This window comes from Paraburkholderia sp. EG286B (genome assembly GCF_040965655.1).
GTDB lineage: Bacteria > Pseudomonadota > Gammaproteobacteria > Burkholderiales > Burkholderiaceae > Paraburkholderia.
On sequence record NZ_JBFRCF010000059.1, the window covers coordinates 1 to 14639 of the forward strand.

Here is a 14639-nt window from a genome sequence, read left to right on the forward strand (position 1 = left end):
TCACGTAACGGCTCAGATACTGCCACTGGTTGCGCGTGTACGCGATTGCTTTTCCCAGCAGACTCTGCGGTGCCACATCCGGCGCCAGCTCGTCGAGCCATGCCTTGAAGGCGTCGAGCAGCGGCACTCTGTGCTTCTGGCGCAACTCGTATGTGTATTCGGCACGTGTCTTCCCGGCGGGCAGATCGCCTTTGGCCAGCGCCTCGACACGGTATAGTGCCTGGAAGTACTCGAGCGCCTTCGCGACACGGGCGTTCGGCGCCTTCTTTACCAGTGGCATCTTTTTTCGCAGCCGCCTTGTCGGCCTTGACGTATAGCCGGCGTGCATGGGCCAGGCAACCGAAGTGCGTAGCCTTCTTCAGGGTGCGCCAGGCGCTATAGCCATCGGTCATCAGCATACCGCTGTAGTCGCCCAGAAACTTCTTTGGATGTTCCTGGCCGCGCCCTGCCTGGTAGTCGAACAGCACCACCGGTTCGGCACAGTCCTCAGCACTGCGATATATCGTAAGCGGTGATTTCAGCACACCGAATAAAGAATCGTTTGCGACAGACGGGCAAGCGCAGTCGTACCACGATGGTCGGGGTCAACCGGCGATGTCCGCGTCGAGGTGATGAGCCTGCGCGTGGGCCAGCATGCCGACGCGCATTCAGTTCGTCAGCCGGTCTCTTCCTTTTCCTGTTGTTGCCGGGCGTAATTGAACGGCAGAAGGTCGGTTACATCTGCCTCCGGCGCACGCTGCGGCAACTCGGTGAGTACGTGTAGCAGGTAGTCGTATGGCTCGACGCCGCAGGCTCTGCACGTCAACATCAGGCTGTACACCGTGGCGCTCGCTTTTGCGCCATCAACTGTGTCGCTGAACAGCCATGACTTTCTCGAAGTGGCAAACGGTCTGATGTCACGTTCGCAAACATTATTATCGATGGGGGCGCAACCATCGGTGACGTAGCGGCTCAGATATTGCCACTGGTTGCGTGTATAGGCGATTGCCTTGCCGAGCAGACTCTGGGGCAGTACCTTGGGTGCCAGTTCGTCGAGCCACGCCTTGAAGGCCTCGAGCACCGGCACGCTATGCTTCTGCCGCAAGCCATATGTGTAATCAGCGCGCGTCTGGCCATCAGGCAGTTCGCCCTTGGCGAGCGCCTCGACACGGTACAGGGCCTGGAAGTATTCGAGCGCTTTCGCCACACGAGCGTTAGGTATCTTCTGTTTGCCGGAGTCCGTTTTTTTCTCGGCCGCCTTGTCCGCCTTGACGAACAGCCTCCGGGCGTGAACGTTATGCCGAGCTCTGCATAAAGCAGAGGTTTTTTTGGTTGGCGATCGCGGCCGCAGACGCCTGAACAGGCTAAGCGAGGCCAATCCGAGATCGGTAATCAAAAAAACGTTTGTGCTAAACCGCTCCACGGGCGGTGGCGGCTATGGGCATTGAATGAACGACTCGGTGGTTCGCGATACCCGTGGCGTGACTATCGCGCCGGGGTTCAGGGCGAGCGAGTGCGGGATGCACCGTGAGCGCGGCAGCAATGCGAGCCTCAGTGGTCGGGTAAGCCGAAGTTTCGGAGCATTGTGCTGCGAGAGCATACCGAAGGCACGAGTTCGGGCACGCAGGCCTGATCGGGCAAGGCGAGCGTGTTGGGCGAAAGTGTCGATATCGGCTAGTGCACATGGGCGGGAGCAGGCGGAGCCCGCGCAAGGATGCCGGGCACGCCGCCTTCGATGCGGACCATGTGGCCCTTGCCGCACACGGGGCAGTCACGCAATGACCTGCCGGTGAGCCGCTGGTAACGGTCGCGGTAATCTTCTCCGTTGGCGGGTGATTCGGCGGCGGGCGGCTCGACGCCGAGCAGGTGCCGGCAGATGGCTAGGCGCTGCGCCCGGTGGCAGTTGGCGAGCCAGCCGTAGCTGCGAATGCGCTTGAAGCCGTCGGGCAGCACGTGCAGCAGGAAGCGGCGGATGAACTCGTCAGCCGTGAGCGTCATGGTCCTGTGCCGGGCCTCGTGCCGGTAGTCCTTCCAGCGGAACTGCACGCCGTTTCCGTCGAAACCCAGCAGCCGGTTATTGGAGATGGCGACGCGATGGGTATAGCGCCCCAGGTAATCGAGCACATCTTCGGCACCGCCAAAGGGTGGCTTGGCGTAGACGACCCACTCAGACCTGGCAGCGGGCACAAGCCAGGCAGCGAATTCCCTGGCACCCCTCAGGAACTCGAGCTGGCCGTGCAGGCGAAGCATGCCAGCGTCAAAAGCGCGGCGCAGCTGCTCGAGGAACAGTCGGCGAAAGAGTCGTGAGAGAACCCGCACAGGCAGGAAGAATCCGGGTCGGCAAGTGATCCAGCGTTCACCGTCCGGGGAGATGCCACCACCGGGCACGACACAATGCACGTGCGGGTGGTGCAGCAGATTCTGCCCCCACGTGTGCAGGATCGTGATGAAGCCGATCTCGGCGCCCAGGTGCTTCGGATCGGCAGCGATCGTGCGAAGCGTCTCGGCGCTGGCGCGAAACAGCATGTCGTAGAGCACGCGTTTGTTCTGGTACGCGAGAGCCGCGATGGGTTCGGGAAGCGTGAAGACGACATGGAAGTACTCGGTCTCGGGAAGCAGCTCGGCCTGCCGGCGTTCAAGCCATTGCGCACGGGCGAGCGACTGGCACTTTGGGCAATGTCTATTGCGGCAAGAGTCGTAGGCGATGCGCTGATGGCCGCACGCATCGCACCGCTCGACATGCCCGTCGAGCGCGGCGGTACGACAAAGCTCGATTGCGCTCATCACGCGCCGCTGGACACGAGTGAGCCCCTCGGCGTGGGTCTGCCGATACTGCGGACCACAGCGGCGAAGGATGCCGTTGCGTTTGTATTCAAAGCCATGGCTCTCGGCGCGCCCGGGCGAGAGCGGCAACATCCGGTCCTTGCGATCGAGCGCCTGGATGGCTGTCTTCTCGTCCACGCAGAACACCACTGCATGCAACGGCGGATTGAGGTACAGCCCGATCACATCAGCGGCCTTGGCCTCAAAGTCGGGATCGTTGGACACCATGTGGGTATCGAGACGATGTGGCCGAATGTCGTGCTTGCGCCAGATACGCTGCACCGTCATGAAGGCCATACCCAGCTGCGCCGCCAGTTTGCGGCTGCTCCAGTGCGTCGAGCCATCGGCCGGCTTGCGTCGCAGCGTGAAGTCGAGCACTCTCGCTTCAAGGCCTGCCAAGTCAGGTCGCGGCGCGCGACCTGGATGTCTGCCGTACAGGCCAGCCATGCGCTCACTGGTGAATCGCGTTTGCCACGTTGTGATGAAGCGCGAATCGCAGCGCAATTCAGCCCATGATCGCCGCACGCGAGGCCCCTTCGTCGAGCAGCAGGATCAACCGCGCGCGCCTCACGTGGCCGACGGCCATCGTGCGGCTGCGCTGCATCGACATCAGTTCTTCGCGCTCGGTCTCACTAAGATTCATCTTGCCCATGCACTATTAAATCGGTGCAATTTCAATGGTTCAATGGACTAGCTGCAAAGAGGCGACACCGCGACCGCTCTGCTCGGAGACGAACTTGAACAGCAACGTCAACGCATCCCGGTAGGCACGAATGGTATGGGTGCTGGCGCCACGTTGCCTCGGCAGGTACTCGGTGAAGTATGACTGCACATGAGCGAACAGGCTGCGCGACGGCGAGCGGCTCATTGCATGCAGCGCTTGCCGCGTGCGTGCTGATCGAAGCGCTGGCTTGCCAGTTGCAGCAGTTGCGGCGTGGCCTTGAGATAGACCTCCGTGCCGAGCACATTCTGGTGTCCGAGGTAGGCAGACAACCATGGCAGCTTCGCGTGCACGTCTACGCCTTCGACAGCCCATGCAGTCAGCCGATGCACTGCGAAAGCATGCCGTAGCTCGTAAGGTCTGGCACCCGAGCGCCCGCGTGGTGGCTTCAGACCGAGATCCCGCAGCAGGCCTCGCAGCGCATCGGACGCTGCGCGCAGGGTGAGAGCCGATCCATCGCGACGGATAAACAGCGTCATTGGGTCGTCCGCGCCGCTTTCCGCCAGTACTTTCTCGCGGTACCGAATGTACTGCCGCAATTCCGTGGCAAGATCGTCGCGGATCGCCACGATGCGCGAGCGCCCCTTACTCCGTTGCACCGTCAGGACAGTCCGCCGCAGATCGACGTCGACCACGCGCAGTCTTGTCGCCTCACCGAGTCGCATTCCGGTGCAATACAGCACGAGCGTGAGAGCGCGCAAAGTCGCGCCCCACGTCAAGCTTCGACCCTTGTGTCGCGTAGCGGCGCTCACCAGGGCGAGTATCTCTTCGCGGCTGAAGATGTATGGTACGAACACCGATTCCTTGACCGGTGCCAGCGCGTGATCCGGCACGAAACAGTGCGGGTCGCTGCGGCGACGGAAGAGGCAAAGCTGGCGAACGACGCCGAACTCATTGCCCACCGTGATCGCCTTGCGACCTTCGATCCTCACTACCCACTCTGACACCGCCCGTTCCAATGATACGGAGCGTTCGCCGTACTGGTCACGAACGAAGCGCACGAAGCCATTGAGCACGAACTCGGCGCGCAGGTAGCCCATTCCCATGGCTCGCTTGAACGCCAGGAACTCCTTTGCGTCACGGGCCAGGACTGCGGCGGTGATCTTCGTGCTCACCGCGGTACCGGCAGCGAGACTTCGCGCAGCGACTGTGTGGCGATGCGCACGTAGGCGGACACCGACTCCGGGTCGCGATGGCCGAGCAGATCCGATAACACTCGCGCCTTGGTGCCTATGTCAAGTTGCCTTGCGGCGTTCGAATGCCGTAAGACGTGGCTGCCCAGGTAGGGAGCCTGAATACCGGCGAGAGCCGCATGCTTGATGAGGATGTGCCGCACCGCGGACGAGGCCACGAGCGCGCCGAATGGCACCTTCATCTGAACGAACACATGCCGCGTTGGCGTATGAGCCGGTCGCCCGTGACGCAGATACCGCGCAAGTACTTTGGCTACTGGCGGAAGCAGTGGCAGGAGGAAGCTAACACCCGTCTTGGGGCGGAACATCTGCAGCGTGCCGGCGTTCCAGTCGATGTGCTGCAATTGCAGGCCGATCACTTCACCGGCGCCCAGGCCGTAGGTGCTCATCATCGACAGTAGCGCATGATCGCGCAGTCCGCGCGCCGTGCTCGTATCCACGGCGCGCAGCAGTCGCTGAACGTCCTCCCAGGGTAAGGCACGTCGGGGACGTTCGAAACGCGGTTGTACTGGTGAGATCACTGCATCGGCTAGGTCGGCGCGAATGCGCCCACTGGCCAACAGGAACCGGGCAAAGGACCTGACGGTGCTGGCGATGTCGGCCGTCGTCGAACGAGCAAAACGGCGGGCGCACTCGATGAGGAATGCGTCGATGTCGGGCAAACTCAACTGTCGCCAGGACTTGCCGGAACGACTGAGGTGTTCGAGGAGCTTGCCGACATGGCAGAGCTTCTTGCGAACCGTAATCTCGGGGTTGCCCCGATGCTGCCCAAGGTGGACTGCGTAGTCGCGCAGGACCGCCGTGACAGGCGAAGGACGTCGCTCCACGGCTCCCCATGGTGGCAACGGTGTGCCAACAATCTCGTAGACGCGGTGCAGCGAGCGCAATGACGAACTTGCAAGAGCGAGATTGGCAGTGGTAATTCCGCGTGAATGCGCGTACCAGACCTGGAATCGCCTGATTCCATCGCGCGTCAGTTCGTCGGTTTCGTCAAGGCCGAGCGCGTTGCAGTAGCGTCTGAACCGCGCTATCCAATACAGGTATTGTTGCCTGCTGCTCGCTCTGACGCAGCGGTCTGCTCGCCACATGCGCAGGATGTCCTAGGTGGTGGGCGTGCGCTCGGTTTGCATTGCCCGGCAGGATCGGGTGACCATACGAGTGGCGGCAATGGGTTGTGTTGTCGACCACGGTAGATCGTCAGCTCGTACACGTCAGGCCCCATGTTGTGTTGGGAGCCGCCGACAACGTGCCGGTCATGGCACCTGACCTCGAACCCCAGTGGAGGTGGTAGATGTGCGAGTACCTGGTCGTCGAGGTCAAGGCGAAGGCGCGCAAGAAAGCCACCGTCAACGACAACCACCACGGTGTCGGAATCCCGCAGCACTTGAATAGCGCGCTGAATGGGTCCGAGGCGACGACGGAGCCAACGAATCGCCGACGGAAGTGATACCTCAAGGTCGCGCATACTTGCCGCAGCGGCCTCGATGCTCGGCGAGCGTGCTGCAGCGAAGATCGTCCCTTCGGCCTCGGCAAGCAGTCCTGGCAAGCGTGCTGACAGAAAATCGGGTAACAGGCTGAACGTGCAGCGCCCTTGGGGACAGTACCAACGGGCAACGCGAATCCCCGGGGGCTTGGCCCTCGCGTAGCTTCCATGGCGAGCAATGCCGCAGCCGCCGGAGGGATGCAGTGGGCATGCGGGCAGCTTCGCAAGCCTCCACTCACGACCCGCGACATAAGCTTCCACGCCCGAACTCGTGTGCATCGGAATCTGCAAGGGCGCCCCCAACCGCGCCGACGGAAATCTGGACGCAGGGAGATATTATGCCGAGTACGCACAGACGCCACTACCTGTAGGCAAGGACTGCAAACCTCGAGCTTTGGATAAAACCGCGCTCGGGATAATGCGCCTTGTACTAAACCGCTGACGCGGTAGTGGGAGGTGGGCACAGGTCCATGGCTGACGTTTCATGAAGTGGGTCGTCTGGCGCTGAACCCCGGCGAAGCGGTGACCTGTACCGCCAGGAGCAGTATGTGAACGCCCGGTCGGGCATTCCATCCACTGCTTCCAGGAGGCTCGCCATGACGCCACTGCACCAACGCATGCTGCACGACATGCAGATCCGCAACCTTGCAGAGAATACCCAGAAGTCCTATCTGATTCAGGTATCCAGTTTCGCCCGACACTTCCGCCGTTCGCCCGAACTGCTGGGTCCCGAGGAGATCCGGGCCTGGCTCATCTATCTCCGCGAAGAGCGCAAGCTGGCACCCGCCAGTCTCAGCCCGGCGATCGGTGCACTGCGCTTTCTCTATCGCGTGACGCTCAAACGTAACTGGAGTGACGAGGATTTCCCATTGCCCAGGAAGCCGGTCCGCCTGCGGGTTGTCCTCAGCCTGGAGGAGATCACCACCTTCTTCGACTCGATCCCCAGCCTGAAGCCCCGATGGGCGGGCAAATTCCCCCACTTGTGGGCACCTCAAAATCCCCCACCTAGAGACGCGCGGAGCATGATGCTGGCGCGGTCTGGCAGGACGTTACCTTTCACCCCTCGAATGAAGAAGAAGAGGGGTTGTTGGAGTGAATGTCTTGAAGCCGCATCTGCAAACAACCATCGCCACGCTCGTCGCCGCAGGCAAACGTCAGCGAGAGATTGCCCGGATTACGGGAGTTGATCGGAAGACGATCCGTAAATACCAGGAGCAATTCGCGGCGGCGCAGGCAAATTCCCCCACGGTGCCCACCGGCCCCGAGCTGCAAATTCCTCCACCCTGCCCACCGACAAAGAGCAGCCAGATATCGGCCTGCGAGCCACACCGGGAGTTCATAGAGGCCCAGTTGCGACTGCGGCGCAACGCCATGGCCATCTACCAGGATCTGGTGGACCGGTTTGGCTTCGCCGCCGGATACGACAGCGTCAAGCGGTTCGTGCGGACATTACGCCAGCATGAGCCGGCCCAGTTTGACCGGCTGGACTTCATGCCTGGCGAGGAAGCGCAGGTTGACTATGGCGAAGGGGCCCTGACCAGGGTGCCGGGCACAAACCGCTACCGCAAGCCGCGGCTGTTCGTGATGACGCTTCGCTACTCGCGTCGCAGCTTCCGGCGCGTCGTATGGAAGTCCAGCAAACAGGTCTGGGCCGAACTGCACGAGCAGGCCTGGCGCCACTTTGGCGGCGTCACGCAATACGTCGTCCTCGACAATCTAAAGGAAGGCGTTGTCAAACCGGACCTGTACGAGCCCGAACTCAACCCGGTGTATGCGGCCATGCTCGCTCACTACGGCGTGGTGGCAGACCCAGCCCGCGTACGAGATCCGAATCGCAAGGGCACCGTCGAGAACGCGATCCAGCATACCCAGGGCACGGCCCTGAAGGGGCGCCGGTTCGAGTCGATCGAGGAGCAAAACGCCTTCCTTGATCAATGGAAATCGAACTGGGCAGCGCGAAGAATCCACGGCAGCACCCGTCGCCAGGTTCAGGCGATGTTCGAGGAAGAGCGCCCCCATCTGCGTGCCTTGCCGGCGCGCAACTTCGAATACTTCACCGACAAGGTCTACACGGTCTGCGACGACACGTGCGTGCGGGTAGAACACAGCAGCTACGCCGCTCGACCGGCGCCCATCGGCAGCCAGGTGCTGGTGCGTAAGTTTGCCCGTCGCCTGGAAATCCGCAGCCTCCAGACACAGGCATTGCTGCGCACCCACATTCTGGCCGACAGGCCGGGCACGGTGGTACTGCCGCAGGACGAGCGTCCGTTCAATCCCTCCCGGGAAACGCGCCGCATCCTCGCGCAGGCCAGGACGATCGGGCCGTCGGCTGCGCGCCTGTGCCAGCATCTGTTCGACACCGAAGGGCGAATCGGCCAGCGCAAGCTCTGGGGCATCGTTGGCCTGGTCCGGCGCTACCCCCGCCGCCTGATCGAATCGGCGTGCGAGATCGCCATGAGAGAAGGCGTGCCGAGCTACAAGCAGGTCAAGGCGCTGACCGAGCGTCTGCTGGAGCAGGCGCTGGCTGAACTGGACGCGCCCATCCAGGGCGAGCTGCCCTTGACTCAGGAACATCAACTCATCCGGGACGGCGACGACTATGCCGACCTGTTCACCCTCGGCGCCAAGCACAGCGCCGCCATGCCATCAACCCACGGAGATCTCTCTTGAGCATGAGCCTTGCCGAAATCGACCGACACCCTGCGCGAACTGCGCCTGTCCGGCATCAGTGCGACACTGGAAACCCGGGTGCTGCAAGCCCAGGCCAGCCAGCAGCCGTTCCTCGAAACCTTCTCCATGATTCTGCAGGACGAGCTCGATCGCCGGCAATCCCGGCTTCTCGAGCGACGTTTCCAGCAGTCCGGCCTGGACGAGCGCAAAACCCTGAGCGACTTCGACTGGTCCTTCAACCCGAAAGTACCCCGTCAGGCCTGCTTCGAGCTACACACCTTGAAGTTCGTCGCCGACAGCGACAACGCACTGCTGATCGGCAAACCCGGCACCGGCAAAAGCCACGTCGCCAAGGCCATCGCCTACAACGCCACCCTCCAGGGAATGAAGGTGCGCTACGTCGAGTCCGACACCGTGTTCGCCGGCTATGCCGTGGAAACGCGTGCCGATCAGGACCGGTTGCTCAAGGCGATTTACTGGTGTGATGGTGGCCTATGTCTGTTCGCGAAGCGTCTGGAAAAAGGACGTTTCGCGTGGCCACGTGCCGATGGCGGCGTCGTTGCGTTGACGACCGCGCAGCTATCCCTCCTGCTGGAAGGCTTCGACTGGCGGCAGCCAGTCGAAGCGGTGCGCCCGCGCAGCGCGTTGTAAACGTTCATTACGTGGAGGGCTCCACGAGGCCGCGCCGTGTAGACTGGCTGAATGTCTGCTCTGCCCGCCGATCTTCCCGATGACGTTGACGCGCTCAAGGCGATGGTTGCCAATCTGCGCGAGCAGCTCTCATCGCGCGCTATCGAAATCGAGCACCTGAAGCTGACCATCGCGAAGCTGCGCCGCATGCAGTTCGGCCGCAAGTCGGAGAAGCTCGATCGCCAGATCGAGCAGCTTGAACTGCGGCTCGAAGACCTGCAGGCCGACGAGGGTGCAGCCGCCGCAGCCGCAGCGCCGAAGAAAACACGAGCACACCGCGAAGCTCCCGTTCGCGAACCGCTGCCCGCCCACCTCGAACGCGACGAGCGTGTTCATCTGCCGGCTGCAGAAAACTGCGCCGAATGTGGCGGCACACTCAAGCTGCTGGGCGAGGACGTCGCCGAGCAACTCGAATACGTGCGTGCGCACTTCCGTGTCATCCGCCACCGCCGTCCGAAGCTCGCGTGTGCGTGCTGCGACTGCATCGTGCAGGCGGCCGCTCCCAGCCGTCCCATCGAGCGTGGCATGCCGGGCCCGGGACTGCTCGCCCACGTCGTCGCATCGAAGTTCATGTACCACGTTCCGTTTTACCGGCAGTCGGTCATGTACGCGCACGACGGCGTCCAGATCGAGCCCGGCATGATGGGGCAGCACTGGCTGGGCAGCCTGACGTGGCTGCTCAAACCGCTGGTCGACGCGGTGCGCCGCTACGTGTTGGGCGGTGTCAAGGTGCACGCGGACGACACACCGCTGCCGGTGCTGGCACCGGGTAACGGTCGCACCAAAACCGGTTACCTCTGGGTCTACGTGCGCGACGATCGCAACAGCGCTTCGATAGAGACGCCGGCTGTCTGGTTTGCGTTCTCCCCCGACCGGTCGGGCCAACATCCGCAGCAGCATCTCGCGAAGTTCGAGGGACTGCTTCAGGCCGACGGGTTCTCTGGCTTCCAGGAACTGTATCGTCACGGCCGGATTCAGGAAATTGCCTGCATGGCGCACGCGAGGCGGAAAATCCATGACCTGCACGCAGTACGACCGTATGCGGTCCACGAACGACGCCTCCCAGAGTGAAGTGGTTGAAGGCGTGATATGGGGAATTGGTACGGGTCAGCGGAGATCGACGGGCGTGCGCCAAGGCAGCAACGCGTCGTAGTCATCGGCCGTCTTGGCTAGAGGCAGACGCTGGAACAGCCACGTGAGGTAGCGGTAGGGATCGATACTGTTGGCCTTTGCCGTTTCGACCAGGGTATAGAGGTTTGCGTTTGCGCTTGCGTTCGCGCCGTCAACTGTGTCGCTGAACAGCCAGGAGCGGCGTCCCAGGCAGAATGGGCGAATCGCATTTTCACAAGGATTGTTGCTAACAGCCCAATCACCGTTCTCGATGTAACGGATCAGCTTTGGCCATTGCGCGCGCAGATAGGTGAGCCCCTTGCCAAGTAGACTTTTGGGGACGACACCAGGTGACTGCTCGATCATCAGCGTGTGGATTGCATCGAGCACGCGCGCGCTGTATCGTCGTCGCAACCGCTGTCGTCGCTGCGCAGACCACGTCTCGCTCCGTGCTTCGGCGGCAAACAGCTTGCCGATCAATCTGAGGAAGCGCGTCGCAAGCAGGCCGGGTGTTCGAGCCGCCTTGGGCACGCTATCTTCTGCCTTGATGAAGTACCGTCTCACGTGAACCCAACATCCAAGGTGCACGAGCTGGTAGCGCCTGGCGATTTCGTTGTAGGGTTCGTACCCGTCGGTCATCATGACCGCGCCTGACCGGATTCCAGTGAACAACCTGTCAGCCAGCTTCGTGCCGCGCCCCGGTGTATAGGTGAAGCAACGGATCGGCACACCCGAACCCGTCATCTGCGCCCACAGGTAGCTCGTCGTTTGTGGCCGGCGGCCTTCCTCTTTCAGCACCTGGAGCGTCGTCTCGTCGCAATAGATCAGTCCAGCGTCAAGCAGCGTGTCGCGCAGCAGGTTGATCACGGGCTGCGCCGCGAGACCGACGCGGACCATGCTGGCAGCGATAGTGTTCGACGAGATGTCGCCGCCGAATCGACGCAGCAGGCCGGCCTGACGATAGAGTGGCATCCCGAACTGATACTTGCCGGTTGCTATCCATGCGAGCGCGGATTCGCTCAGGAGTCCGCGAGGGATGATGCGTGCCGGCGCCGGCGTGACCTTGATACCGAGATCGCAGCAGGGGCACGCATACTTGATGCGCTGGTGCTGGATCACGCGGAGCTGCTCTGGAATGACGTCGAGCTGCTCGCTGATCTCCACGCCAAACTCGACGAGCGCATGTCCGTCGTTCATGCAGAAACGCTCGGCTTCGGGCAATTCGTGCCGCACAACGTCGCGCGGCAGATTGGGATCGAGCGGAGTGCGATGGCCACGTTTCTTGCGCATGTGTGCCGAGACCGTCGATTCCGGCGTGTCTTCGTGGGCGGGCATGCGGCCCGCGCCGAGCACTTCTGCTTCGTTGAACAGGCCGAGCTGATCGGAATCCCGGGCTTCGCTCTTTGCGCCAAACAACTCGCGTCGGTAAGCGCGAAGTCGTTCCTCGGCAAGATCGCGCTCGGCTGTCACGAGGAGCAGCGAGCTGCGCAGTTCGTCACGTTCCCGCTGAAGCGCGGCGTGCTCCTCGCGCATCGCCAGGAGTGCCTTGAGCTCGTCCGCAGAGAGGGTGACGTTGATCGGCATGTTGCTTGGACCGGGACGCCGACGTCATGTTCAACTCACACGCGCATAATGTCGTCGCGGATGTCGCCGAAGCGCGGCAACGTCGGCGCCCTTTAGTAGCCACTGCAAGCGCTCCACGTCGAGCGTGACGACCCCGGTGCTGCTGTCGGGCCACACGAAGCGGTCCTGTTCCTCAAGTCTCTTGAGTAATAGCCAGAATCCGTTGTGATCCCAACCCAGGATCTTGATACGATCGCAACGTCTATTCGTGAACACGTAGAGCGAAGAATCCATCGGGTTGAGGCCCATTGCCTGCTCCACGAGAATTGACAGGCTGTTCGTCCCGAATCGGAAGTCGACGGGATCGCGGTGCAGATAGACGTTCAGGCCTTCGTCAAACCGGAACACGGCAGCCTCCCGAGCAGCTGGATGATCGTCGTGATCTCCTCCACGCCAGCCTCGTCGAAGCTGAGTTCGACACCGTTAGGTAACCGAACGTGCAGCGCGATCGTCATCGATGGAATCGGAGTAGACGCCATCGACGACAACAGTGGGGCTGGGACGACGGGCACAAACGCCGGTAAGGTATTTGCCTTCGCGGAATCCTTGACTGGCGGCGCGGAAATGTCGATCGACACGCCGTCGACGACCATTGGGTCCGGCTCCCGGGAACCGTGCAGGATCTGTGGCTGATACCGTGCGATCCATCGGCGCAACTGGTTCGGGTTGACGTCGTGGTCCATAGCGGCACGCGCGATCGACACGCCCGGCCTCAGGCACAAGGTGACCAGTTCCCGAACAGCATCCTCATTGAATTCGCGACGTCCATCCCGTTTCTGGCCAACCACCAGCCTGCTGCGAAGGTCTCGATTCTCGTTCATTGCGGTCTGAGTGCATGTGTCCACGCGGACACTGATATGACTTTCCGTGTCAAGTAGGATCGGTTTTCGTGCTCCATAGGTGTTCGAACTTCCTGAGGGCGACGTAGCAGTAACTACCGACGGTGGATCACACTGACATTCGCGGATTGGATACCGCATTACAGAGTTCCGTCTCATAAGCCTGCCGCTATCTTAGGACGCAAATCGGGCTCTGCCCGTTGCGAAGTGTCCACGCGGATTGCTCGAGTACCGGGCTACGCCGCCTTCAGGAAACTCCCTCCATGATCAGTACATCAATTCATCTAAATCGCGCTGTCGCTGGTTTCATGCGGACTGCACGTCGTGCGGCAATGCAAGATCCATGGCGAGCCGCGCAATGTCCCAGATGAAGCCGGCCAACTCGCGCGCGACAGCCACGACCGCGATGTTGGCGTTCTTGCCGCGTGCCACGAGCTTGCGATATCGCTGGCACAGCCGCAGCTGCGCATCCCAGGCTCGATCGATGATCGCTTTGGGGAGCCCTTCGTGTCGGACCTGGATCTGCCGGGCGACGCGCGCTCCATGCCTGTAGCTCCATGCCGCCTCCACAAGCAGCTTGCGCGCATAGCTGTTGCCGGTCTTGGTGATGCTGCCCTGGCGACGCCTGTTACCCGACGAATGCTCGGAGGGTGTCACACCGAGCCACGCCATGAGCTGACGGGGGTGCGTGAAACGCGACAGGTCACCCAGTTCGGACACCATGCCAATGGCCGTGACGAATTGCACACCGCGCATCGCCTGCAGAGCCAGTACCACAGGATAAAATCTCCAATTGACGACCGCCTCGCGTAATGCCGTCTCGAGCCGCAAACACTGTGCAAGACGATCGTCGATCGTGCGTCGATGTTCTTCAAACGCCAGTTGCTGCCATGTGTTGGCGAACGAGTAGCTGCTCAGCCAGCGCCGATGTGCTTCACTCCAGTCGGCGCGCCCTGTATAGCGCACGTCGTGCGCGAGCAGAAACGACTTCAAGCGCTGCCGGGCCTGTCGCAAATCGTCTCGGGTCGACGCCCACGCCCGTGCCAGATCACGGAATGCTTCATCTTCCACGCCGGGTACATACACGGCCGACAGATCCCCGGCACGCAGCGAACGGACGAGCTTTACGGCGTCGCGCCGATCCGTCTTCACGCGCTCACCTGGCTTCTTCGGAATCAGCGATGGCGCACACACCATGCAATCGAAACCGCGATCGATCAGATGCCGATAAAGACTGTAACCGCAGGGGCCAGCCTCGTAGACAACACGCACGCGTGCCGACTTCGACTTCAACCGTTTGCACAGCCGATCGATTTCCGTCTTGGTCGTGCCGATCTTGCCGAATGACTCGACCTCGCCCGTGTCAATCGCGTACGCCACCGTGATCGATTCCTTGTCGGGTAGCAGCAGCGCATCACTGCGCCGCCGCCCCCTGAGAACCGGACGTGCGGGTCACCCCGCATCCGGCTCAAGCCATTGCTTCAGCACCATGGGTGGCACCGGGCAAC

12 protein-coding genes and 4 pseudogenes are annotated in these 14639 nt (G+C 62.0%); 5 read left to right on the forward strand and 11 right to left on the reverse strand.

Translation table 11 applies throughout. From position 1 onward, the window contains the following. The 7 genes and pseudogenes from AB4Y42_RS42535 to AB4Y42_RS42565 form a co-directional block, all read right to left on the reverse strand. Positions 1-500: pseudogene (locus AB4Y42_RS42535) on the reverse strand (transposase); the annotation flags it as partial. A gap of 155 nt (positions 501-655) precedes the next feature. After that, a pseudogene (locus AB4Y42_RS42540) lies at positions 656-1369 on the reverse strand (transposase); the annotation flags it as partial. Positions 1370-1653: 284 nt separating this feature from the next. After that, entirely contained in the window at positions 1654-2835 is a 1182-nt protein-coding gene (locus AB4Y42_RS42545) for an IS91 family transposase (protein WP_368697693.1), read from the reverse strand. Continuing rightward, a pseudogene (locus AB4Y42_RS42550) lies at positions 2836-3454 on the reverse strand (helix-turn-helix domain-containing protein); the annotation flags it as partial. It abuts the gene before it with no gap. Positions 3455-3484: 30 nt separating this feature from the next. Next, entirely contained in the window at positions 3485-3670 is a 186-nt protein-coding gene (locus AB4Y42_RS42555; protein ID WP_368697683.1) for a site-specific integrase, read from the reverse strand. Then, the gene (locus AB4Y42_RS42560; RefSeq protein ID WP_368697684.1) at positions 3667-4638 is read right to left on the reverse strand and encodes a tyrosine-type recombinase/integrase; all 972 of its coding nucleotides are present in this window, start codon (positions 4636-4638) and stop codon (positions 3667-3669) included. The genes AB4Y42_RS42555 and AB4Y42_RS42560 overlap by 4 nt, the downstream gene beginning before the upstream one ends. Further along, positions 4635-5804, reverse strand: coding sequence for a tyrosine-type recombinase/integrase (locus AB4Y42_RS42565; protein WP_368697685.1), 1170 nt, complete (start codon positions 5802-5804; stop codon positions 4635-4637). The genes AB4Y42_RS42560 and AB4Y42_RS42565 overlap by 4 nt, the downstream gene beginning before the upstream one ends. A 203-nt stretch (positions 5805-6007) precedes the next feature. Here AB4Y42_RS42565 and AB4Y42_RS42570 point away from each other — a divergent pair, with 203 nt between their 5' ends. From AB4Y42_RS42570 to AB4Y42_RS42590, 5 genes and pseudogenes are all read left to right on the forward strand, one after another. Beyond that, a complete protein-coding gene (locus AB4Y42_RS42570) occupies positions 6008-6163 on the forward strand; it encodes a hypothetical protein (protein WP_368697686.1) in 156 nt (51 codons plus the stop codon). 632 nt (positions 6164-6795) lie between these two features. Beyond that, the gene (locus AB4Y42_RS42575; protein WP_368697687.1) at positions 6796-7386 is read left to right on the forward strand and encodes a site-specific integrase; all 591 of its coding nucleotides are present in this window, start codon (positions 6796-6798) and stop codon (positions 7384-7386) included. After that, entirely contained in the window at positions 7292-8869 is a 1578-nt protein-coding gene (gene istA / locus AB4Y42_RS42580) for an IS21 family transposase (protein WP_368697688.1), read from the forward strand. Before AB4Y42_RS42575 ends, istA begins: the two co-directional genes overlap by 95 nt. 9 nt (positions 8870-8878) lie before the next feature. Continuing rightward, the gene (tnpB, locus tag AB4Y42_RS42585; protein ID WP_368697689.1) at positions 8879-9520 is read left to right on the forward strand and encodes an IS66 family insertion sequence element accessory protein TnpB; all 642 of its coding nucleotides are present in this window, start codon (positions 8879-8881) and stop codon (positions 9518-9520) included. Between the two features lie 51 nt (positions 9521-9571). After that, positions 9572-10612, forward strand: a pseudogene (locus AB4Y42_RS42590) (IS66 family transposase); the annotation flags it as partial. A gap of 54 nt (positions 10613-10666) precedes the next feature. Here the strand turns inward: AB4Y42_RS42590 and AB4Y42_RS42595 are convergent. The 4 genes from AB4Y42_RS42595 to AB4Y42_RS42610 all read right to left on the reverse strand — a co-directional run bounded on the left by AB4Y42_RS42595 (position 10667) and on the right by AB4Y42_RS42610 (position 14541). Beyond that, a complete protein-coding gene (locus AB4Y42_RS42595; RefSeq protein ID WP_368697690.1) occupies positions 10667-12253 on the reverse strand; it encodes an IS66 family transposase in 1587 nt (528 codons plus the stop codon). Positions 12254-12283: 30 nt separating this feature from the next. Then, positions 12284-12640, reverse strand: coding sequence for an IS66 family insertion sequence element accessory protein TnpB (gene tnpB, locus AB4Y42_RS42600; protein WP_368697691.1), 357 nt, complete (start codon positions 12638-12640; stop codon positions 12284-12286). Continuing rightward, positions 12616-13113, reverse strand: coding sequence for a transposase (locus tag AB4Y42_RS42605; protein WP_368697692.1), 498 nt, complete (start codon positions 13111-13113; stop codon positions 12616-12618). Before AB4Y42_RS42605 ends, tnpB (AB4Y42_RS42600) begins: the two co-directional genes overlap by 25 nt. A gap of 324 nt (positions 13114-13437) precedes the next feature. Beyond that, positions 13438-14541: an IS110 family transposase gene (locus tag AB4Y42_RS42610; protein ID WP_368697694.1), complete on the reverse strand. Its 1104-nt coding sequence runs from the start codon at positions 14539-14541 to the stop codon at positions 13438-13440. Between the last annotated feature and the right edge of the window lie 98 nt (positions 14542-14639).

Bases quoted from the DNA above. Each gene is read 5' to 3' on its own strand.
- AB4Y42_RS42605 (WP_368697692.1), bottom strand. From the start codon at position 13,113: ATGAACGAGAATCGAGACCTTCGCAGCAGGCTGGTGGTTGGCCAGAAA.
- AB4Y42_RS42555 (WP_368697683.1), bottom strand. From the start codon at position 3,670: ATGAGCCGCTCGCCGTCGCGCAGCCTGTTCGCTCATGTGCAGTCATAC.
- AB4Y42_RS42565 (WP_368697685.1), bottom strand. From the start codon at position 5,804: ATGTGGCGAGCAGACCGCTGCGTCAGAGCGAGCAGCAGGCAACAATAC.
- AB4Y42_RS42570 (WP_368697686.1), top strand. From the start codon at position 6,008: ATGTGCGAGTACCTGGTCGTCGAGGTCAAGGCGAAGGCGCGCAAGAAA.
- AB4Y42_RS42575 (WP_368697687.1), top strand. From the start codon at position 6,796: ATGACGCCACTGCACCAACGCATGCTGCACGACATGCAGATCCGCAAC.
- AB4Y42_RS42595 (WP_368697690.1), bottom strand. From the start codon at position 12,253: ATGCCGATCAACGTCACCCTCTCTGCGGACGAGCTCAAGGCACTCCTG.